A 21396-nucleotide genomic window follows, 5' to 3' on the forward strand; every position below is an offset into this window, starting at 1 on the left:
CGCCTATGAAAGCGGGTTCGGTATCAGGACCGGCTGGGCCGGACGCTCAAAATAACCCACCAACACGCCAATGACACGCCAGAATAAGACACACTTTTCTTTACTTAACCCCACAATTTGGCCTATAACCCTCACGCCGTCTACCCCGACGACGAACGAGCCGGAAAAACGAAAAAGGCCGGAATCTTTCGATTCCGACCTTAGCCGTGCCCCCGCAGGGATTCGAACCCTGGACACGCTGATTAAGAGTCAGCTGCTCTAACCAACTGAGCTACAGGGGCAAGCTCAGTGCCACACGCTTCCGTGCAACGAGTGACCAATATACACGCGATCGCCAACAAAGCAAACTTCGGCGTGTCGCATAGTCAAAATATATGCCCGTCTGAATTACTTTGTAAGTGCAATGTCCGTCGTTGGGTGTCGTGTCCTTGACATTACTTTGCCGAGTTCGCGGTACCAAACCTCGTTGGGCGTTTCCCAATGCAGAACCTTCATGGGGGGTGTCGTTGATCTCGTCCACGATGGCCTGCATGTCTGCGTCCGTCAGGTCGTCGAAGCTTGTTTTCTTGGGCCGGTAGCGGTGGATGCGGCCGTTGCGGCTCTCGTTGCTGCCCCGCTGGTACGAGGAGTGCACGGCAACTGATCACATCGCCGTATCGTGCCCACGCCGCAGTGGAAAGCGCATTCCCGCCCGGTAGCGTGCGTGACGGCGAGGAGGGGCGCATCCTGTGGCGGCTGGACACCTTGCCGATCACAGCGTCTGGCTGTATGTCGTCAGCCCGCAAACTCCCGATTTCACACATATCATCGAACAGGCCGGCTGGCCGACGCAGGCGCAGTGGGAAAGCAAGGACTACACTCCATTGCTGTCCCGCATCATGTCCGGGCAGCAGTGGCAGTTCAAGCTGCGGGCCAATCCGGTGCGCAAGGCCCGTGTAGACAAGGGCTTGCGCCCGAAGCCGAACGGGGAAGGCATCGTCGGCACCATCCAAGGTCATATCACCGCCGAACAGCAACGTGACTGGCTGATCGCACGTTCCGGCGCGAACGGTTTCGAAATCCTGCTCGACGATGCCGGCGATCCGTCGGTGATTGTCAGTCAGCGTCATCGTGAACGGTTCAAACGCGACGGCCAAACGGTCACGCTCGCCACGGCGGTGTTCGACGGCCGACTGACCGTAACCGATGCCGATCTGTTCCGCAATGCGCTCTGCCATGGCGTCGGTCGGGCGAAGGGATTTGGCTGCGGCCTGATGACTGTCACTCCGATTCGGGAACCGCGGTCATGAACACCGGCCGTACGGTCCCCGGCACGCCGCCGCCGGACCTCGGCGAACTGGTCCGTGCCGAGGATCGACTGTCGTTCGCCTACTTCGAACACTGCGTGATCAACCGGGCCGACAACGCCATCACCGTCACCGACGAAACCGGGACGAGACACGTTCCTGCGGCTATGTTGAGTGTGCTGATGCTTGGTCCGGGATCGTCGGTCACGCATCAGGCGATGGCGGTGATCGGGGAGAACGGGGCCACCGTGATCTGGGTGGGGGAGCGCGGCGTGCGCATGTACGCGTTCGGCAAGCCGCTGACACATTCCTCCGCGCTGTTGCAACGGCAGGCTCGGCTGGTGTCGAACACGCGGACCCGGCTGGCGGTGGCCCGTGCGATGTACCAGATGCGGTTCCTGGACGAGGACGTCAGCCAACTGACCATGCAGCAGTTGCGCGGTCGCGAAGGGGCGCGCGTGCGACGGGTATACCGGGAATGCTCGGCGCGCACCGGCGTGGCATGGGACAAGCGAACCTATGACCATGCCGACTTCGAGGCGAGCAGCGACATCAACAAGGCACTGTCCGCGGCTCATACCTACCTGTACGGGTTGGCTTATGCGGTGATCGTCGCGCTTGGCTGTTCGCCGGGACTCGGCTTCGTGCATATCGGTCACGAGCGTTCGTTCGTCTACGATATCGCCGACCTGTACAAGGCGGAGCTGTCGATTCCCGTCGCGTTTGAAACTGCGGCGATCAGCCGGATGACATCGGCTCGGCCACTCGGCGGCGTATGCGGGACGCCGTCTACGATCTGTCGATCATGAAACGCATGGTACGGGATATCCGCGGATTGCTGGGCGGAAGCGAGGATCTCGGCGAAGATGGGCCGGAAAGCGACCACGTGGGGCTATGGGACGGGAAAGACGGCGAGGTTGCGGCCGGTGTTTCGTACGGGACCGATGACGTGCCTGATGCCTCTGATGCTAACGAGTTCGGTGGCGATGAGTGGTGACGATGCAAGGAGGGTGCGACGATGGTCGTGATCGTGCTGGCCGCATGTCCTGTAGGATTGCGCGGCGATCTTACCAGATGGTTGCTGGAGATATCCGCGGGCGTCTTTGTCGGCCATGTGAGTGCGAAGGTGCGTGATCGTCTGTGGGAGCGTATCGTCGACCTTATCCGCGACGGACGAGCGATCATGGTGTACTCGGCGCGCAACGAGCAGCATTTCGCCTTTCGGGTGCATCATGCCGACTGGGTGCCTGAGGATTGCGACGGACTGGAACTCATCAGACGTCCGAAAGCGGCATCTCGATCCGAATCGAGCGGTGCGCGGCGACTTGGTTGGAGCAACGCAAGCAAATGGCGTGCGGCGCGCAAATACCATTCGTGATGTGGCTGAGGTGGGTGGTTCTCTGGCTTTCTGCATGGCTTTTGCTGCCTGTAATGCCCCTGGTTACGCGGTCTTCGATACGAGGAATTACGTGGCGCGGTGATGAATCGCTACTTGTGGTTACGCGTCCTCCGGTTTTCAGCCGTAGGCAATTTCCCGGGATCGCTCTTGGCTGCTTGGTCTCGGGATCGCCATCGGTCGCCGGGGTTCGGAGCGGTCATCGGTCGCTTGGGTCTGGAACCACTTCCGTGGCATTTTGGCTGCCAGTTGTCGCCGGCTATCCCCAATGTCACGCGAATCGGGTTCTTTGCGTGATGTTAGGGATAGGTCCGTCTGATTGCTAGCAGGAATGTCACGCAAATGGGCCTATTAGCGTGATGTTTGGGATAGGATTCGCTCGGTAACCGCACGGATGTCACGCAGGGAGGCTGCTGGCGTGATGTTTGGGCCAGTATCGGGTGATGGCGACGCTGATGGTGCCGGGGGTGGGGATGCCATCCTCGAATGGGGCAAAAGTCCGCTTGGCCCGACACAATGGAGCGTTATGAGCATTACCTTGAACACCCCGGTCTCGTCGTTGATGACGAACAAACGGCGTGTCGGTGCGCTCAAATCGCTTGGCATCGTGTCGATCGGCGACGCATTGACCTACTATCCGTTCCGCGTGACCGATCCGGTGCCGTTGCGCGCGCTGCGCGAGGCCCGTCTCGGCGAGTCGATGGCGTTCGCCGCGATCATCCGTGACCTGCGTGTGGTGCCGATGAACGTGCGACGCGGCTACCGGCTCGAAGCGCTCGCCGACGACTCCGACTTCGCCCGTTCGCGCGGCGTGGCCGGCGCGATCACGCGACTGACGTTCTTCTCGTACAAAAAGCAGTACGTCGACTGGCTGGGCATGCGGCTGCGCACAGGATCGACCGTCGTGATTTCGGGGGTGCCCAGCGAATACGGCGGTCAGCTGCAGTTCACGCATCCGGAAATCGTGACGGTCGCTCCCGAACCGACGACGGATGACGAATTCGGTGGCGGCGATGCGATGTTCGTTCCCGCATCATCGTCGCTCAAGTACGATGCGGACACCGTCGAGGCCGGACTGCGTCGCGTCTGCCGGCCGCGACCGGTGTACCACGCGACCTCGCGCATCTCCAGCGAACACATCCACGAATCGATCCTCTCGTTTATGTGGATGCTGGGACGTGACGATGCCGCGGATATTGCGGATATCGATCAGAACGCGCACGACGATACGCGCAGCGGCACGACCTCCGACAGCGTCGCCGATCCTGCCGCCAGTCGCACCGACTCCGCGCAGATCGCGCGACTCGCACAGGCCATCCCCGACATCCTGCCCGAACCGGTGCGGGCCGCCAAGCAGCTCATGCACCGCGCCGCAGCATTCGCCGCGATACACAACCCGGACTCCACCGCCGACTTCACGCGCGCCATCGGCACGCTGCGATACGAGGAGGCGTTCATCTGCCAGACCTCGCTCTTGCAGGCGCGTCAGCACGCGCATCACGCGGCGGCCGAACCCTGCCCGAACACCGCATTGCGCGACCGGTTCATCGCATCCCTGCCGTTCGACCTGACGCGCGGCCAGCGCGAGGTCGTCGACGACATCGCCGCCGACATGGACCGCGACACGCCGATGCAACGGCTGCTGCAAGGCGAGGTCGGCTCCGGCAAAACCGTCGTCGCGCTCGCCGCGATGCTGCAGGCGGTCGGCTCCGGCCATCAGGCCGTGCTCGTCGCGCCCACGCAGGTGCTTGCCGAACAGCACGTCGCCACGATCGGCAAGATGGTCGCCGGACTGCGCGCGACGGACGGTGATGGTGCGACTGACGGCAGCCATCGTGACGGCACGACTGCCGGCGGCGCTCACCGAGGCAAGGCCTCTGCCGCCACATCCGATGGTCTGTTCGACGATCCGTCGTCAAACGCCGACGGCATCCCCGTGATCCTCCTGACCGGCGGCATGAAACTCGCCGCTCGCCGCCGCGCGCTCGCCGTCGCCGCCAGCGGCCGGCCATGCATCATCGTCGCCACGCACGCCGCGTTCTCCAAGACCTTCCAGGCGCCGAACCTCGCGCTCGCGGTCATCGACGAACAGCACCGGTTCGGCGTCGAACAGCGCGAATCGTTGCGAGGCAAGGCCGACAAGGCCCCGCATCTGCTGGTCATGACCGCCACGCCGATCCCGCGCACGGCCGCGATGACATGGTTCGGCGACCTCGACATCTCGTGGCTGACGGAACTGCCGGGCGGCCGCAAGCCGATCCGCACGTTCATCGTGCCGGAAGCGGACGGCCGCACGATGGGCAGCATGTTCGCGCACATTCGGCAGCGCATCGACGCGGGGGAGCGGGCGTACGTGGTCTGCCCGCGCATCGACGTGGATTCCGAGGCCGACGATACGGACGCGGCGGTGACCGGCGGCTCCGAAGTGGGCGTCTACGATCGATCCGATGCCGGCGCGGGAGATGACGAGCAGCCGCAGCGTCCGCCGCTGCATTCGGTGACGGAGATCGCCGACCGGCTGGCGAGTCTGCCGCAGTTCGCCGGGATCGCGTTCGCGACGTTGACCGGACGCGACGACGACGAGACGAAGGCCCGCGTGATGGCCGATTTCGCGAGCGGCAGGACGCCGATTCTGGTGGCCACGACGGTGATCGAGGTCGGCGTGGACGTGCCGCAGGCCAGCTGCATCGTGATTTTCGACGCGGACCGGTACGGCCTGTCGCAGCTGCACCAGCTGCGTGGGCGCGTGGGGCGTGGCGGCACGAATTCGTGGGCGTTCCTGATTTCGCGTGCGGAGCCCGGTTCGCCGGCCGGACAGCGGTTGCAGGTGATTCAGGGATCGCTGGACGGCGCCGAGATCGCGCAGGCCGATCTGGAATTCCGCGGAGCCGGCGACGTGCTTGGCGACGCGCAGTCGGGCGGCAAGTCGAGCCTGAAGCTGCTGCGGGTGGTCAAGGACGCCGGCATGATCGCCGACGCGCGCGAGCGTGCCGGGCGGCTGCTGGCCGATGACCCCGATCTGAGCGGCGAAGTACAGCTCGCGGGCGCGGTGCTTGACTTCACGCGCGGCAACGAGGCGTTCCTGACGTCATCGTGATGCAAGAGACGTGCCGGGCCGGCATGTCATTTTGATCGGGTGCAGTCGGATGTTGTCATTTCGACTGAGCATGGTTGGATATTGTCATTTCGACCGAGCGCAGCGAGCGGAGAAATCTTGCGGCGGCGACGGCATAAGATTTCTCCGCTCGCTGTGCTCGGTCGAAATGACGGGGCAGAATCTGTGCTCGGTCGGAATGACATGGGTGGCCGATCTGCGTTTGACCACAATGACATAGACATGACGCGGATAGTCGTTTTGATTGAAAGGCTACATGACTGGTGCATAGGCCGACCGCTAGAGTGGTACGTATGCGCGTGATTTCTGGACGATTCAAGGGCGTGGCGCTGACCACGCCGAAAACCGGCACCCGACCCACTACCGACCGCACCAAAGAGGCGATCTTCTCCCGGCTCGACTCGTGGGGCGTGCTTGACGACGCCCGGGTGCTCGATCTGTTCGCGGGCACCGGCGCGCTCGGCATCGAGGCGCTGAGTCGTGGTGCGCGGGAATTGGTTGCGGTCGAGGCGAACGGGCCTGCCGCCGCACTGATCGCGAAAACGCTGACCGCGCTGAAGCATCACCGTTCATGGGATAAGGACATGGTGGCCCGCGTCATCAAGGCGAAGGCCGAGAAGTTCGCCGCGCCGACGGCTTCCGGGGCTACGGCCGCCCAGGCGTTTGATGTGATCTTCATTGACCCGCCGTATGCGTTTGAGACCCAGACGTGCGAGCGGTTGCTGGCCGATCTGGTGGCCTCGGGTATGGCGGGGGATGGCACCGTGATCGTGCTGGAGCGGTCCGCTCGGTCCGAGGAGCCGACCATGCCGGGCGGTTGGGAGATCAGCGAGCGGCGCGACTATGGCGAGACGGCGGTGTTCTATCTGGAGGCTGCGGTTCCCGCGATTGACGGCGAATAATCCCGGGAACCGACGATGTTCGGTTTTGAACATCGTTTCCGCGGAATATGGCCGATCTTGGTTGTGAGTTGTGTTGCATAATGTGAGTTTTCCGGTTCCCGGGATTGTCGGAGCGAAATCCCGGGAACCAGCACAATTTCTCCCTCGGCGAAACCGGCGTGGCGGTCCGGTGATATCTCGTATCGTGGTATGCGGATGATATATCTCGAATCGAGATATCGAATCGAGATATATCGATGATCTGAATATTGTGACCGAAAGGAACCATCATGTCGAACTTTGTCGAGGAGCTCCAGGCCCGTCGTTCGCAGTACGCGCTGACCAACGCCTCTCCGATCGCCGATCAGGACATCGTCAAGCTGATCGAGGACGTCACCGTCGCCGTGCCGAGCGCCTTCAACTCCCAGCCGCAGCGCGCCGTCGTGCTGTTCGGCGACGCCAACCAGAAGCTGTGGGACATTGTCAAGGAGACCCTGCGCAAGGTCGTGAACGACGAAGAGGCGTTCAAGTCCACCGAAGCGAAGATCAACTCCTTCGCGGCCGGCCACGGCACCGTCCTGTTCTTCGACGACGAGGACGTGACCAAGCAGCTGCAGGAGAACTTCCCGGCCTACGCCGCCAACTTCCCGGGCTTCGCGCGCGACGCCGCCGGCATGCTGCAGCTCGCCGTGTGGACCGCGCTGGCCGAGAAGGGCCTCGGCGCGTCCCTGCAGCACTACAACCCGCTGATCGACGAGGCCGTCGCCGCCGAGTTCGGCCTGCCGGCGAGCTGGAAGCTGCAGGCCCAGATGCCGTTCGGCACCGTCGCCCAGCCGGCCGGCCCGGTCGACAAGCAGCCGGCCGACGCCCGCGTCAAGGTCTTCGGCCTGTAAAACCGTGCTGATCCTCTGTATGTTCGCGCAATGACGACATCGTCGCGAACATACAGAGGATGGAAACGTCTGAAACGTCTGTATGTTCGCGACGACATTGCGTTCGCGCGAACATACAGACGTTTTGCGTATCGCTGCTTACTTGCGCCGCGGATGCGCGCCCGAGACTTCCCAGCCGAGCGCCATCAGCGTCTTGCGATCGGCCTTGTCAAGCGCCTTGCAGTCCAGCTGCTCGATCAGATCCGGGCGGATCTCGTTCGTGCGCGCGATCGCCTCGTCGCGGCGGAACCGGTCGACCTTGCCGTGATCGCCGGATAGCAGAATGTCCGGCACTTTCAGCCCGCGCCATTCGGCCGGCTTGGTGTACTGACGGTGCTCAAGCAAGGCGTTCTCGCCCGTATAGGATTCCTCGACGATGGAGTCGGCGTTGCCCATGAACCCGGGCAGCAGACGCGTGATCGCCTCCAGCATCACCGACACGGCCACTTCGCCGCCGTTCAGCACGTAATCGCCGATCGAATATTCGCGCACGTCCACGCCCTGCGCGCGGTAATACTGCGGGATGCGGGCATCGTAGCCCTCATAACGGCCGCAGCCGAACAGCAGATGACCGGCGTGGCTCAGCTCGGTCGCGTCGCGCTGCGTGAACAGCGGCGCGGATGGATTGGGGAAGATCAGGACGGGGGAGGACGGAAGATCTCTCGACTCCGGCTGCGCCTGTGCTCGAGATGACAAGGGGGAAGGCTGCGTATCCGTCTGGGATGACGGGGATGATGAGTGCACGTCGGACTGTGGGGATGCCAAGGAGAGCTGCGCGCTGACTTGCGACTCTGCCGGGATGGTTGCCGGGGCCGTGCCGTCCGGTGAGTCGGAGGCCGGGAGCATATCGGACGGCGCCACGACCGCCGGCGCAAGACCCAGCAGATCGTCCAGGCATTCGGCCCACACCGCGGGCTTCATCACCATGCCGGCGCCGCCGCCGACCGGCGTGTCGTCCACCGAATGATGCACGTCGTGCGTCCAGTCGCGCAGGTTGTGCGCCTTCACCTCGACCAGTCCCTTGGCCTGCGCCTTGCCGAACAGCGACAGGTTCAGCACGTCAAAATACTCCGGGAACACGGAAACGATATCGATCTTCATGGACCCCTAGCCTAGCGTGTGGGCTGGTTCGGCCCTGATCGCCCGAATTGGCGTATGGGTAGCGTCGGGTGCGGGCGGTGCGAGCTGGTTCGGTTATGATCATCCGAAATTCGTCGAAGATCGGTTGTCACGCTTCGGCCTGAATCGACCGATCCGGAACAGTGTGACAGAACGCCGGCTGGGCCGTTTCCGCGCGTTGTGCTGATTTCCTTGGAATTGCAACGTTTTTCGTATATGGACGATTGTCATACCCCGCTCGGAAAGCGTTGTCCGTTACTGGTGTGACAACAATGCTGTCACACCGTCCCGCAATGGCCGATATTTCGCATAGTGTGACATGCGACCGGCACGTTCATACCCCGAACACGACCGGCAACGACAGAAGATCACCCGAGAACGGCCTCACCCCGCCGTCTGATCGGCCACCATGCGCGCGTAGACGCCGCCCGCCGCCATCAGCGACTCGTGCGTGCCCCGCTCGACGATCCTGCCATGCTCGAACACCACGATCAGATCGGAATCGCGGATCGTGGACAGCCGATGCGCGATCACGATGCTCGTGCGGCCCGCGGTCATGCGGATCATCGCGCGACGGATCGACTGCTCGGTCACCGTGTCGACCGCGCTCGTCGCCTCGTCGAGGATTACGATCGGCGCGTCGGCCAGCAGCGCCCGCGCGATCGTCAGCAGCTGCCGTTCCCCTTGGCTCAACGCGCTGCCGCCGCCCGTCAGCACCGTGTCGTACCCGTGCTCCAGCCGTTCGATGAACCCGTCCGCGCCGGCCGCGCGTGCCGCATCGCGAATCTGATCGCGCGTCGCGTCGGGACGCCCGAACGCGATGTTCGCCGCCACCGTATCCTCGAACAGCGACGGTTCCTGCAGCACACTGCCGAATGCATGCCGCAGGCTCGCCATCCGGTAGCCGCGCAGGTCACGTCCGTCAAGCAGCACGCGCCCCGCATCCGGGTCGTAGCAACGCGTCAGCAGGCTCACCATCGTCGTCTTGCCCGAGCCGGTCTGCCCGACGAACGCGACGCGCGCGCCGGCCGGAATCGCCAGCGTCACGTCATGGATCACCGGATGCGCCGGATCGTAGCCGAACGAGACATGATCGAACACGATGTCGCCGCGAGGACTGCCGGCGTCCACCGCGTCCGGCGCGTCGGCCGGCTCCGGCTCCTCGTCCATGATCTGAAACATGCGTTCCGCGCCGGCCACCGCCGTCTGGAACGTGTTGTAGATGTTCGCGATGTCCACGAACGGGCGCGAGAACTGGCGCACGTACAGCAGGAAGCTCGACACCACGCCGATGCCGATCATGCCGCGGACCGCCATCACGCCGCTCGTGACCGCGACCAGCAGGAACCCGAAATTGTTGATCGCGTTCGACAGCGGCATCATGAATCCCGACCAGGTCTGCGCGCGCGTCGCCGTCTCGCACAGTCGGTCGTTGAACCGTTCGAAATCGTCGATCATCGCCTGTTCCTGACCGTACGTCTTCACGGTCGCCATGCCCGAGACCGTCTCCTCGACATGCCCGTCGAGCTCGCCGAGCACACGCTGCTGCTTCGCGAACAGCGGGCGCGTGCGGCGCGTCACGGTGCGCGCGAGCAGCAGCACGAGCGCCACCGAGACGAGCGAGACCGCGGTCAGCGGCGGGCTCAGCCACAGCATGCACGCCAGCGTGCCCACGATCGTGAACGCATACACCATGAGCTGGGCGAGCGAATCGGAGATCGTGGAACTGATGTTGTCCACGTCGTTCGTCAGACGGCTCATCAGCTCGCCGTGCTGGTGCCGGTCGAAGAAGCGCAAGGGAAGTCGTTCCATCGATTCGAACAGTGAGAGCCGCAGATGCAGCACGATCCGCTGGCCGACCGCGGCCATCATCCATTGCTTGCTGAAGTCGATGAGCCAGTCGGCCACGTACAGTCCGGCCAGCAGCGTGAGCGCGAGCATGACCGACGCGCGGGCCGAGATACGGTCGATGACCATGCCGATGAGCAGCGGCGAAAGCACGCCGGATGTGGCGCCCAGTCCGGACAGAGCGAACACGCGGCCGAGACCGCGCCGATGGCCGCGCGTCACGTCGAGCAGACGACGCAGCGTGCCGCGCATGTCGTGCGGTTTGACGACCGGCGCACCGCGACGGGCCATGCCGCCGCCGAACTGCGGTCCGGTCGCGCGGCGGTCGAACGTCGGGGATGGCGAGGATGGGGTTGCGTTGCCTGCATGACTCATGAGAGGTCGCCTCCGAGTTGCGACGCGGCGATGGCCTGATACAGTGCGCACGTTCGCAGCAGGTCGTCGTGCGTGCCGACGCCAGCGACGCGGCCGCCGTCCATGACGACGATGCGGTCGGCGGTGCGTACGGTGGCGATACGCTGCGAAATGATGATGACGCCGGTCCGGAGGCGCGCATCGTCACGGACAGTCGAAGCGGCGGCAGACAACGTACGCAGGTTCGCCAGCACCTGATGTTCGGTGACCGCATCCAACGCGCTCGTGCAGTCGTCCAGCATGAGCAGTTTCGGCTCGCGCACCAACGCGCGGGCGAGGTTGAGCCGCTGCTTCTGCCCGCCGGACAGGTTCACGCCGCCCTGCCCGACGCGTGCGTCGTAGCCGTCGGGCAGCCGGTCGATGAACTCGTCGGCGCATGCCAGCCGCGCGGCCCGGCGCAACTGTTCGTCGCTCGCCTGAGGGTCTCCCCAGCGCAGATTCGAGCGGATCGTGCCGGTGAACAGGGTCGGCTGCTGCGAGACGAGCGCGATGCGCGCACGTAGCTCGTCCACATCCCATGCGCGCAGGTCGAGGCCGTCGACGGCGAGCGTGCCGGACTGCGGGTCGTACAGGCGTGCGATGAGCGAGACGAGCGTGGACTTGCCGGAGCCGGTCGGCCCGATGATACCGAGCGTGGAGCCGTGCGACATGACGAATGACACGTCGCGCAGCGCGGGGGCTGCGGACTGCGCGTATGTGAAGGTGACGTCGTGCAATTCGACGGCGGGGGAGTCGGACGATTCGCGCGACGTCGTTGCCGGTTGATGCGCCGGCGACGCGGGGGATGTGTTGGTGACGGAAACCGGATCGGGGAGCGGATTGCGATCGGGACCGGGAGCGGAGGCGAAGTCGGGGTCCAGACCGGGAGCGGGGCTATGGTCCGGGCTGGAACCGGCGACCGGCGACTGCCCGAACTCGTCGGGGCAGTCGAAGATCTCCTGGATGCGTGACGCCGAGGCGCTCGCGCGGGTCGCCGAATTGACGATCATCGACACGCGGTTCAACGCGAACAAAATCTGCGTCATGTAGTTCATCGAGGCCATCAGCGTGCCGATATGCGCCGCGTCCTGCGTGCGCGACAGCCACAGCATCATCACGATGCCGACGTTCACGCTCAGGTTGATCATCGGGCCGAACGTCGCGTTCACCCGCGTCGCGGCGACGTTCGCGTCCGCGAACTGCCGCGCAGTGCCGGCGAACCGGGCGCGCTCCTCATGCTCCATCACGAACGCCTTGACCACGCGGATCGAACGCAGGAACTCGCGGCTGACCACACCCAGCCGGTCGAGCGCCTGCTGCACGCGCAGGAACCGCGGGAAACTCAGATGCATGTTCGCCCAGATCAGCAGCGCCGCGACGATGAGGATCACCGCCACGGTCGGCGTCTGCGAGGGAATCTGCACGACGATCAGCGCGATCGCGCCCACGCAGGTGATCGGAGCCTTGAGCATGATGCGCATCAGCCCTTGCGCGAAATTCTGGATCTGCACCACGTCGTTGGTGATGCGCGTGATGATCGCGCCGGGCTGCAACCGGTCAACCGTGTCGAATCCGAGCGACATCACCTTGCGGTACGTGTCGGACCGGATATCGCGGCCGATGAGCTGCGAGGCGCGAGACGCAAAGACGTTGCGCATCGCAGCCGCACCCGCGCCGACCACGGCGACGGCGAGCATGACCGCGCCCCAACGCCACACCGTATCGATATCGCGCCGCACCACGCCCTGATCGACGATCATCGACATCAGCGTCGGCTGCAACAGGTCGCCGATTGTCTCGACCAGCAAAAATCCGGCGGCGGTGAGCGCCAAGGCCCAACGCCGCCGGACATAATGGAATATCAGTCTCACCGTCGCCTCCCGTTATGGAAGACGATAGTAGTCGTGCCGGCGAGACCGTGCGGTCAGGATTCCAGACCGGGAATCAGCCCGCCGGGAGGATCGATCGTCAGATACTGCTCGTCCAGATCGATGTCGGGCACCAGCTCGTCCACGAACGGCACGAGCGCCGAGTTCTCGGTCACCTCGCCGGTTTCGGGATCGCGCACCGGATTCGCCAGCCGCACCTTGAGCAGTGACTGGAAGCCGTCGAGCACGTCCACGACCTTGCCGACCACCTGCCCCGCCGGCAGTCCGAGCCCGTTGCCTTCGGCCAGCCGGACCTCAAGTCCGATCAGGTCCTTCGGATACCAGGCGTCCTCCTCCAGCATGTCGTCCGGGTCGTCGGCCTCGCCGAACAGCTCGGTGCCGTTGAGCGCCTCCGCGTCCTCACGCGATTCGACGCCCTCGAGCTTCAAGATCCAACGGTTTTTGAACGAGCGGGAACGTTCCACGATGTACTCTGTCTCGCCGTCGCGCGAGTACAGCACGGAACCTGCAGCGAACCGGTATTCCGGTTCGTCCGTGAAGCTGTAGACGTTGACTTCGCCTTTGAGCCCCTGAGCGCGGCCGATACGACAGACCCTCAGCAGTTCGAGCTGCTGAGGGTCGTCTGAGAATGATTCTCGCACCACGTTGGGGTTCACCTGCGCACGTCCATGATGTCGACGCGCACCTTGTGATCGGACAGAGCCTGGATCACGGTGCGGATCGCGTTCGCCGTGCGGCCGTTACGGCCGATCACGCGGCCGATGTCCTCGGGATTCACGCGTACGCGAAGCAGTTCGCCGCGCGGATTCTCGTGGGACTTGACCGAAACATCGTCCGGAAAATCAACGATGTTCTTGATGAGGTGTTCCACAGCCTGCGCGAGCATGATCACTCAGCCTGCGCTTCCTCGGCCGGGGCTTCCTCGGCCGAGGCTTCCTCGGCGGCAGCGGCGGCTTCGGCCTCAGCCTTGGCCTTCGCGTCGGCTTCGGACTTGGCGGCCTTGAGCTTCTGGGCCTCGTTCTCGACGGCCTCGACGCGGGCGGCGGCATCCGGGCCGGCGGCAACGGTCTTCAGGGTGCCTTCGGCACCGTCAAGGCCCTTGAACTTCTGCCAGTCACCGGTGATCTTGAGGAGGTTCAGCACCTGCTCGGTCGGCTGGGCGCCGACGCCGAGCCAGTACTGGGCGCGCTCGGAATTGATCTCGATGGTCGAAGGCTGGGTGTTCGGGTTGTAGGTACCGATCTCCTCGATGGCACGGCCGTCGCGCTTGGTGCGCGAATCCATGATGACCACGCGGTAGAACGCGTAGAACTTCTTACCCATGCGCTTCAGACGAATCTTGGTTGCCAAAATGGCTCTCCTTGTAAACTAGGGGCGTGGTTTCGGTTTGCATTGTGGGGCGCAGCTCGCCGAGCCCACATGTTCCTCACGGCAAGCGGGATAGAGGGCACCGCCGGTCGCGAATAACCGGGCCATTATAGCGCATGGGGGTGGATAGCGCGACACGCTGGGGCGGGCGGGCGATCTGGTTCGCTACTTGATGGTGAGCGTGGCCGTCAGCGCGAGATGGTCGGTGCCTTCGATGACCGTGGACTGCACGTCGGTGAACGACGCGCCCTTCGAGGCGAGCACATGGTCGAGGATGAGCCGCGGCCAGGCAGTCCAGCGCGGGAACGTGTACTGCGGTCCCTGCGCGACGGCGAGGTTCGCGTCGGTGAAGCCGGACCTGAGCAGCGCGCGGAAGCTCGGATGCTGCGTGCCTGAGTTGAGGTCGCCGAGGATGACGGCGATGTCGCGGTCGGGATGGGCGGCGCCGTCGTTGCGTGCGAGCTTGCCAAGTCCGATGATGCCGGCCGACCATTCGCGGCAGCCGCGCATCGGCGACTTCGGATGCGCGGAGACGAACGTGATGTCGCGCATCGAATCGACCGGAATCGTGATCGACGGCACGTCGGCCGCGGGAATCACAATCGCGGAGCATTGCGCGTCCTTCGGATCGACGCGAATCCACACGCCGTTGAAGCCGCCGTTGTCGGTCTCCTTGCTCTCGCCGAGCTGATGGTAGGGCAGCAGCAGGTCGAGGCCGTTGGCGTTGAGGTCGCGCACGAGATCGTCGGTGAGTTCCTGCAGCGCGAGCACGGTGATGTTGCGGCTGAGGACCATCGCGACGATGGACTTCGCGTCGGCGCGGCCGTACCGGCAGTTGAGCGTCATGACGTTGATGGTCGCGGCGGCGGAGGTCTGCTGGGCGAGCACGTCGTCGGCGGTCTCGCTCGCGTTGATTTCCGTCTCCTGGTGCGCCTTGCGGATCTCGGCGAGCAGCTCGTCGGTGGTCGGCTGACGATGGGCGGGCTTCCTGGTCGGGGCGGGGGAGGCCGCCAGACGGGCGGGGGCGTCGAGCATCCTCGCCGAGTAGTTCGCCCAGTATCCGGTCTGGTACAGCTGCGAGGCGAGGCCGACCGCGACCGCGCCGCACAGCAGCCCCCATTCGCGCATGGCGTCGGCCGCGACGGCCACCAGAAGCGTCGGCACCCACAGCAGGGGCACCAGGGCGATCAGATACGGCAACGGCATGTGGGCGTCCATGCCGGCCGGCAATGCGGACAGGGCGACCCATACCGCGCAGATCAGCACCACGATCCACAGGAACCAGAACATGACGGGATCTCCTTCATACTACATATCAATGAGCCCCCGCTCGATGCGAAGCGAGGGCTCAGTCCATGACGGGCAGGGCGGCGACCGGCGGGCCGCCGCGCGATAGCTCAGCCGAGCAGGCCGGACAGGCCGCCGCGCGATAGCTCAGCCGAGCAGGCCGGACAGGCCGCCGCCGAAGTTCGGCGGAAGTTCGCCGTTGCCGTTCAGCGCATCCTGCAAGCCGGCCGGAAGCGCCGGGTTCTGCGGCTTCTTGGCGAACGCGGAACCGGACGACGAGCCGCCGGACGACTTGCCGGCGAGCTTGTCGCGCAACGCCTTCTCCTCGGCCTCGCGCTTCATCGGATTGCCGGACTTGAACTTCTTCTTGCCCTTCTTCGCGTTCTTCTTGCCGCCGCCCATCGCGGGGCCGCCGAAGCCCGGAATGCCGCCCATGCCGGCCTTGCTCGACATGCGCTTCATCATCTTCGCGGCCTGTTCGAAGCGCTGCAGCAAGGCGTTCACCGCGGAGACGGTGTTGCCCGAGCCGTAGGCGATGCGGGCGCGGCGCGAGCCGTCGATGATCTTCGGGTTGCGACGTTCGGCCGGCGTCATCGAACGGATGATCGCCTCCGTGCGGTCGATCTCACGCTCGTCGAACTGCTCCAGCTCCTTGCGATGCGCGGCCATGCCCGGGATCATGCCGAGCAGCGACTTCATCGAACCGAGCTTGCGCACCTGCTGCAGCTGCTCGAGGAAATCGTCCAGGCCGAACTCGCCCTCGGCCATCTTGGCCGCGGCCTCGCGCGCCTTGTCCTCGTCGAACTGCTTCTGCGCCTGCTCGATCAGCGTGAGGATGTCGCCCATGTCGAGGATGCGCGACGCCATACGATCCGGGTGGAAGACCTCGAAGTCCTTGAGTCCCTCGCCGTTCGAGGCGAACAGGATCGGCTTGCCGGTCACGGACGCCACCGACAGCGCGGCGCCGCCACGCGCGTCGCCGTCGAGCTTGGAGAGCACCACGCCGGTGAAGTCCACGCCCTCGTCGAACGCCTTCGCGGTCTTGACCGCATCCTGGCCGATCATCGCGTCGATCACGAACAGGATCTCATTCGGCTGCACGGCGTCGCGGATGTCGCGCGCCTGCTTCATCAGCTCCTCGTCCACGCCGAGACGGCCGGCGGTATCGATGATCACCGTGTCGTACAGCTTCTGCTTGGCGAACTCGATCGAATCGCGCGCCACCTTCACCGGGTCGCCGCTCGTCAGGCCCGGGGCCGACACCGCGTCGCCGCCGTCGGACTGCACGCCCTTCTCCGGCGCGTACACCGGCACGCCGGCGCGCTCGCCCACCACCTGCAGCTGCGTCACCGCGTTCGGACGCTGCAGATCGGCCGCGACCAGCAGCGGCGTGTGGCCGGCGTCCTTGAGCCAGTAGCCGAGCTTGCCGGCCAGCGTGGTCTTGCCGGCGCCCTGCAGACCGGCGAGCATGATGATCGTCGGCGGGTTCTTCGCGAAGTTGAGCGGACGGTCGACGCCCGCGCCGAGGATGTCGGTCAGCTCGTCATTGACGATCTTGACCACCTGCTGCGCCGGATTGAGCGCGTCGGAGACTTCGGTGCCCAGCGCACGCTCGCGCACGCGCGCGGTGAAGGAACGCACCACGTCGAGCGCCACGTCGGCGTCGAGCAGTGCGCGGCGGATCTCGCGGATCGTGCCGTCGATATCGGCCTCGGAAAGCTTGCCCTTGCTCTTCAAATGCTTGAACGCATTCGAGAGACGGTCTGTCAAAGAACTAAATGCTGCCATAATGCGCACCAGTCTAGCCGTGGCGGGGGAAAACGGGGCGGTTCGATCGGACGATCGTGCGGTCGGCATCCCGACGGGCCGTCGCGCGACCGCCGGGACATCGCCCGCGCCGAACGGCTGCAACGGCATCGTGCCGGCGAATATACCGGCGGCGAATCTTGACTGTCCACCACTCAAGTTCCGTCTCATATTCAGCCCAGAACGCAACCCGCAATCGCGGCCTTCCAGTATCCTAGAAGGGCAATCAATCCGTGGTTTTTTGGAATGCTCATGCTGTTTTGAAATGCCGACGGACACCACCTATACGCAGACTGCCGTGCGCCCTCGCGAATCGAGCCGTCCCGGAACCGCGACGTTCCGAACCGGCCAGTGAAGTAACGGGTCAACGCAGACATGCCGTGCAATATGGAAGGCCCGCCCTATGCCCCAAAAAAGAATAGAACGCAAAGCCCTGATCGTTGGCATCGTCGTCAACGTGCTGCAAGTCGCGGCCGGCATGGCCGTGTTCTTCATGACCGGCCTCAAGGCCATGTTCCTCGATTTCTCCTTCACCGCGATCTCCGTGCTCTCCGGCCTCGTCGCGGTCTACCTGTCCTCGCGCACCGTGCGCACCACCGAACGGTTCCCCAACGGCCTGTTCGCGCTCGAGCCGATCTACGCGATCTGCAAGGCCATCTTCACGCTCTCGCTGCTGCTGTTCTCGCTCGTCGACGTCTCGCGCGTCGCCTACGACTACTTCGTGCTCGGCCAGGGCGAACGCATCGAAACCGGCCCGGTCGTCATCTACGAGATCGTCACCGTGCTCGTCTGCTTCGGCCTGTACGTCTACTACCGGCGCGAAAACCGCGCCATCCGCAACTCGAGCACCATGCTCACCGCCGAATGCAAAAGCACGCTGGTCGACGGCGCGATGTCGTTCGGCATCGGCGTGGTCGCCGTCGTGCTCATGTTCCTGCCGACCAGCGGCCCGTTCGACTTCCTGCACTTCACCGGCGACTTTTTCATCACCGTCGCGCTCGTGGCCTGCACGATCAAGGAGCCGTTCGGCGTGCTGCGCGACGCGTTCATCGAGCTGGTCGGCGGCGTGCATGACGACGACGAGACGAACGCGTTCGTGGAGGCCACCGCGCAGCGCCACCTGCCGGCCAACACCGAATACGAGCAGACGCTGATCTTCAAGACCGGCATGAACTACACTGTCGACGTGTATCTTTCCGGCACCGGCGAGACGATCGACGTGGCCGATCTGGTCGAATGCAAGCGCTCGCTTGAGAAGGAGCTGACCCGGCGGCTGCATATCGTCGACGTCGATTTCGTGTTCGACTGACAAACCTATCCTTGGCCCCCTCGTTTGAGGGGGCTGTCAGCGAAGCTGACTGGGGGAGCGTGGAAGCAACGGAACAGTCCGAGGCTTTTGGCTGCCCCTTAGTCATGCCGTGCATGACAACTCCCCTGACAAGGGGGATCGAGAGAGAGGTTGCTTACTTGAGGCTCCAGGTGCTGCCCTGCGGGCCATCCTCGATGGCGATGCCTGCCGCGTTCAGCGCGTCGCGGATCGCATCGGCCTTGGCGAAGTCGCGCGCCTTGCGGGCTTCGGCGCGGGCGTCGAGCTGCTCGGCGATCAGCGCGTCCAGCACTTCATGCTCGCGGTTCTCGCCCTCGCCGGCCGCGCCCGCCGCAGTGCCGCCGCCGATCCACGGCTCGGCCAGCGGGTCCAGACCCAGCGTGTCCAGCATCGCGCGCACGGCCACCAGCGCCTCACGCACCTCGGCTCGTGCCGCCTCGGAATCCGCGCGGTCCGCAAGCTGGCTCAACAGCGTGTTGCCGTTGCGGATCGCGGTGAAGATCGCCGCCGTCGCGCCCGACACGTTGAAATCCTCGTTCAGCGCGGACACGAAGTCGACCGGCAGCGCATCCGCGCTCACCGCAACGATCTCCTCACGGCCCGGCTGCTCGCCCAGCGCCACGCCCGCGCGCTCGATGAAGTTCGACACGCGTTCGTACGCGGCCTGCGCCTCGACCAGCGCCTGATCCGACCACTCGAGCATCGAACGGTACTGCACCGAACCGAGCGCGTACCGCACCACCCACGCGGAATGCTCGGCCAGTACGCTCGGTACCGACAGGCCCGTGCCCAGCGACTTCGACATCTTCTCGCCCTTGGCGGTCACCCATGCCGAGTGCATCCAGTGCGCCGCCGAATCGTAGCCGGCCGCGCGGGTCTGCGCCATCTCGTTCTCGTGGTGGGGGAAACGCAGGTCAAGGCCGCCGCCGTGGATGTCGAACATGCCGTCGAGGTAGCGGTGGCTCATGGCCGAGCACTCGATATGCCAGCCCGGGCGGCCCGTGCCGAACGGCGTGTTCCAGCGCGCATCCATCGGGTCAGTGTCCTTGGGGGCCTTCCACAGCGCGAAATCGCGCGGATCATGCTTGTCGGGAGACATGTCGGCCGGGTCGACCGGATTGTACTTGTCGTTGCCCGCTGCATCCACGCTCGGACCCATGCGGTCGGCCACCGCGGCCGCCTCGTCGGCCTCCGCCGCGCCCTGCTTCTGATGGGTCAGCTCGCCATAATGCGGCCAGCTCGCCACGTCGAAGTACACGTTGCCGGTCGGCTTGCCGTCCTCGTCGCGCACCACGTACGCGTGTCCGTTGTCAATGATCTTTTCGATCAGATCGATCATGTCGAGCATGTGGCCGGTCGCGCGCGGCTCGTAGGTCGGCGGCAGCACGCCGAGCGTATCGTACGCCTGCGTGAACTCGCGCTCGTAGTGGTACGCGCGCGCCCACCACTGCTGGCCGGCCGCCGCGGCCTTGTCGAGGATCTTGTCGTCGATGTCGGTCACGTTGCGTACGAACGTGACCTGATAGCCGAGCTTGAGGAACCAGCGGCGGATCACGTCGAACGCGACGGCCGCGCGGATATGGCCGATATGCGGGGACGACTGCACGGTCGCGCCGCACACATAGATGCCCACTTGACCGGGCTTGATCGGTTCGAAATGTGACACGGCATGCGTCGCGGTGTCGTACAACTTGAGTCCGGCAGCGGCCTTGGCGACGGCCGAGGTTCCGGAAATGTTGGAATCATGCGGTTCTTGAGCTTCTGTCATACTGCCGAGCGTATTCGTGTTGGCCGACATCGCGCAAGTGTTTTTGCCGCATCGCTGACGGTTGTGTGCAAAACGTGAACGTTTGTTTACGTGGGTAATGTCACAATAGAAAGTATGACGCAACCGCAAGTGTTGATTCTGCAGCACGTCCCGTGGGAGAAGCCGGGGCGTATTCTGACGTACCTCGAAGAGCTGGGGATGGGCAGTGTGACGCTGAACATCGCGAAGAAAAAGAAGCCCGACCTGCCCGATTTCGACCAGATCGCCGGCGTGGTGATCATGGGCGGGCCGATGGGCGCGCAGGACTACGACGAATACCCGGGGCTCAAGGTCGAGGCGAAACTCGCCAAGGCCGCGGTGAGCGTGGGCAAGCCGGTGCTCGGCGTATGTCTCGGCCACCAGATCATCGCCACCGCGCTCGGTGCGAAGCTGAGCCGCGGCGAGGCCCCCGAGATCGGCTTCGGACCGCTCAAGCGTGTGGACAAGAACGACTATTTCTCCATGTGGGACAAGCAGATCAACGTGCTGCACTGGCATAACGACGTGGTCGGTCTGCCGGCCGACGGCCAGCTGCTCGCACGGTCGGCCACCACCAAGGTGCAGGCGTTCCGCTTCGCCTCCGCACTGGGCCTGCAGTTCCACCTCGAGGTCAGCGCGCCGCTCTTGGAGGAATGGCTGGACGAGCCGTCGATGGTCAAGGATCTCAAGGCCGCGGGCGGCTCCAAGTCGCAGCTGCGTGAGGATTTCGCGCAATACGACCCGCAGATCCTGCCGCTCGCCGAGCAGGTGTTCTCCGGGTTCGCCGCACGCTGCAACACGTACGCGCAGTCGCTGGGCTGACCGAGCCGGCGGAGACCTTGCGCCGTTTGTGTGGCATGGCATGGCGCTATGCAGGAGGCGTATCTTGCAGTTGTAGGGCCTGCGGTCCGTTGGAGCCTGTCGAATCGCATTGTCGATAGGCTATAAATGGCGGTTTTCCAA

The 21396-nt window shown here is 64.6% G+C and carries 16 protein-coding genes, 1 tRNA gene and 2 pseudogenes; 8 read left to right on the forward strand and 11 right to left on the reverse strand.

Features of this window, described 5'->3' with window-relative positions; genetic code table 11:
* Positions 1–207: 207 nt before the first annotated feature.
* Both AC1A0G_RS04520 and AC1A0G_RS04525 read right to left on the reverse strand, forming a co-directional pair.
* A tRNA-Lys gene (locus tag AC1A0G_RS04520) sits at positions 208–281 on the reverse strand.
* Between the two features lie 106 nt (positions 282–387).
* Positions 388–631, reverse strand: a pseudogene (locus AC1A0G_RS04525) (IS30 family transposase); the annotation flags it as partial.
* 97 nt (positions 632–728) lie between these two features.
* On the opposite strand from AC1A0G_RS04525, the gene cas6e reads away from it, so the two are divergent.
* The 6 genes and pseudogenes from cas6e to AC1A0G_RS04555 all read left to right on the forward strand — a co-directional run bounded on the left by cas6e (position 729) and on the right by AC1A0G_RS04555 (position 7571).
* Positions 729–1289: a type I-E CRISPR-associated protein Cas6/Cse3/CasE gene (gene cas6e, locus AC1A0G_RS04530; RefSeq protein ID WP_476527885.1), complete on the forward strand. Its 561-nt coding sequence runs from the start codon at positions 729–731 to the stop codon at positions 1287–1289.
* Positions 1286–2283: pseudogene (cas1e, locus tag AC1A0G_RS04535) on the forward strand (type I-E CRISPR-associated endonuclease Cas1e). Before cas6e ends, cas1e begins: the two are co-directional and overlap by 4 nt.
* 21 nt (positions 2284–2304) lie before the next feature.
* Positions 2305–2664: a type I-E CRISPR-associated endoribonuclease Cas2e gene (gene cas2e / locus AC1A0G_RS04540; protein ID WP_476527887.1), complete on the forward strand. Its 360-nt coding sequence runs from the start codon at positions 2305–2307 to the stop codon at positions 2662–2664.
* A 544-nt stretch (positions 2665–3208) separates the two neighbouring features.
* Positions 3209–5779 carry an ATP-dependent DNA helicase RecG gene (locus AC1A0G_RS04545; protein ID WP_476527889.1) on the forward strand — a complete coding sequence of 857 codons (2571 nt, stop codon included), beginning with the start codon at positions 3209–3211 and terminating at the stop codon, positions 5777–5779.
* Between the two features lie 281 nt (positions 5780–6060).
* Positions 6061–6699, forward strand: a complete 639-nt coding sequence (rsmD, locus tag AC1A0G_RS04550) for a 16S rRNA (guanine(966)-N(2))-methyltransferase RsmD (RefSeq protein ID WP_476527891.1) — start codon at positions 6061–6063, stop codon at positions 6697–6699.
* A 269-nt stretch (positions 6700–6968) separates the two neighbouring features.
* On the forward strand, positions 6969–7571 hold the full coding sequence (locus tag AC1A0G_RS04555) for a nitroreductase family protein (RefSeq protein WP_476527892.1): 603 nt from the start codon (positions 6969–6971) through the stop codon (positions 7569–7571).
* Between the two features lie 138 nt (positions 7572–7709).
* On the opposite strand, the gene AC1A0G_RS04560 is transcribed toward AC1A0G_RS04555, so the two are convergent.
* The 8 genes from AC1A0G_RS04560 to ffh form a co-directional block, all read right to left on the reverse strand.
* Complete coding sequence (locus AC1A0G_RS04560) at positions 7710–8711, reverse strand: tRNA (guanine(37)-N(1))-methyltransferase (RefSeq protein ID WP_476527893.1); 1002 nt, start codon at positions 8709–8711, stop codon at positions 7710–7712.
* A gap of 402 nt (positions 8712–9113) precedes the next feature.
* Positions 9114–10952: an ABC transporter ATP-binding protein gene (locus AC1A0G_RS04565; protein ID WP_476527894.1), complete on the reverse strand. Its 1839-nt coding sequence runs from the start codon at positions 10950–10952 to the stop codon at positions 9114–9116.
* Entirely contained in the window at positions 10949–12841 is a 1893-nt protein-coding gene (locus AC1A0G_RS04570; protein WP_476527895.1) for an ABC transporter ATP-binding protein, read from the reverse strand. The genes AC1A0G_RS04565 and AC1A0G_RS04570 overlap by 4 nt, the downstream gene beginning before the upstream one ends.
* A 53-nt stretch (positions 12842–12894) precedes the next feature.
* Positions 12895–13503, reverse strand: coding sequence for a ribosome maturation factor RimM (rimM, locus tag AC1A0G_RS04575; RefSeq protein WP_476527897.1), 609 nt, complete (start codon positions 13501–13503; stop codon positions 12895–12897).
* 8 nt (positions 13504–13511) lie between these two features.
* Positions 13512–13745 (reverse strand): RNA-binding protein, encoded by a 234-nt coding sequence (locus tag AC1A0G_RS04580; RefSeq protein ID WP_094729693.1) that lies wholly within the window; start codon positions 13743–13745, stop codon positions 13512–13514.
* A 2-nt stretch (positions 13746–13747) separates the two neighbouring features.
* Positions 13748–14209 carry a 30S ribosomal protein S16 gene (gene rpsP / locus AC1A0G_RS04585; RefSeq protein ID WP_476527898.1) on the reverse strand — a complete coding sequence of 154 codons (462 nt, stop codon included), beginning with the start codon at positions 14207–14209 and terminating at the stop codon, positions 13748–13750.
* 183 nt (positions 14210–14392) lie between these two features.
* Positions 14393–15517, reverse strand: a complete 1125-nt coding sequence (locus AC1A0G_RS04590) for an endonuclease/exonuclease/phosphatase family protein (RefSeq protein ID WP_476527899.1) — start codon at positions 15515–15517, stop codon at positions 14393–14395.
* 144 nt (positions 15518–15661) lie between these two features.
* Positions 15662–17302, reverse strand: coding sequence for a signal recognition particle protein (gene ffh / locus AC1A0G_RS04595; RefSeq protein WP_476527901.1), 1641 nt, complete (start codon positions 17300–17302; stop codon positions 15662–15664).
* Between the two features lie 421 nt (positions 17303–17723).
* On the opposite strand from ffh, the gene AC1A0G_RS04600 reads away from it, so the two are divergent.
* Entirely contained in the window at positions 17724–18629 is a 906-nt protein-coding gene (locus AC1A0G_RS04600; RefSeq protein WP_476527902.1) for a cation efflux transmembrane domain-containing protein, read from the forward strand.
* A 154-nt stretch (positions 18630–18783) separates the two neighbouring features.
* On the opposite strand, the gene cysS is transcribed toward AC1A0G_RS04600, so the two are convergent.
* Positions 18784–20415 carry a cysteine--tRNA ligase gene (gene cysS, locus AC1A0G_RS04605; RefSeq protein ID WP_476527904.1) on the reverse strand — a complete coding sequence of 544 codons (1632 nt, stop codon included), beginning with the start codon at positions 20413–20415 and terminating at the stop codon, positions 18784–18786.
* Positions 20416–20529: 114 nt separating this feature from the next.
* Here cysS and AC1A0G_RS04610 point away from each other — a divergent pair, with 114 nt between their 5' ends.
* Complete coding sequence (locus AC1A0G_RS04610) at positions 20530–21255, forward strand: type 1 glutamine amidotransferase (protein WP_476527906.1); 726 nt, start codon at positions 20530–20532, stop codon at positions 21253–21255.
* Positions 21256–21396 lie beyond the last annotated feature (141 nt).

The sequence above is a fragment of the Bifidobacterium sp. LH_230 genome (genome assembly GCF_056357555.1).

Excerpts from the sequence above, each read along its gene's own strand:
- cas2e (WP_476527887.1), top strand. The coding sequence starts at position 2,305 with ATGGTCGTGATCGTGCTGGCCGCATGTCCTGTAGGATTGCGCGGCGAT.
- AC1A0G_RS04545 (WP_476527889.1), top strand. The coding sequence starts at position 3,209 with ATGAGCATTACCTTGAACACCCCGGTCTCGTCGTTGATGACGAACAAA.
- AC1A0G_RS04555 (WP_476527892.1), top strand. The coding sequence starts at position 6,969 with ATGTCGAACTTTGTCGAGGAGCTCCAGGCCCGTCGTTCGCAGTACGCG.
- AC1A0G_RS04560 (WP_476527893.1), bottom strand. The coding sequence starts at position 8,711 with ATGAAGATCGATATCGTTTCCGTGTTCCCGGAGTATTTTGACGTGCTG.
- AC1A0G_RS04565 (WP_476527894.1), bottom strand. The coding sequence starts at position 10,952 with ATGAGTCATGCAGGCAACGCAACCCCATCCTCGCCATCCCCGACGTTC.
- AC1A0G_RS04580 (WP_094729693.1), bottom strand. The coding sequence starts at position 13,745 with ATGCTCGCGCAGGCTGTGGAACACCTCATCAAGAACATCGTTGATTTT.
- AC1A0G_RS04590 (WP_476527899.1), bottom strand. The coding sequence starts at position 15,517 with ATGTTCTGGTTCCTGTGGATCGTGGTGCTGATCTGCGCGGTATGGGTC.
- ffh (WP_476527901.1), bottom strand. The coding sequence starts at position 17,302 with ATGGCAGCATTTAGTTCTTTGACAGACCGTCTCTCGAATGCGTTCAAG.
- AC1A0G_RS04600 (WP_476527902.1), top strand. The coding sequence starts at position 17,724 with ATGCCCCAAAAAAGAATAGAACGCAAAGCCCTGATCGTTGGCATCGTC.
- cysS (WP_476527904.1), bottom strand. The coding sequence starts at position 20,415 with ATGACAGAAGCTCAAGAACCGCATGATTCCAACATTTCCGGAACCTCG.
- AC1A0G_RS04610 (WP_476527906.1), top strand. The coding sequence starts at position 20,530 with ATGACGCAACCGCAAGTGTTGATTCTGCAGCACGTCCCGTGGGAGAAG.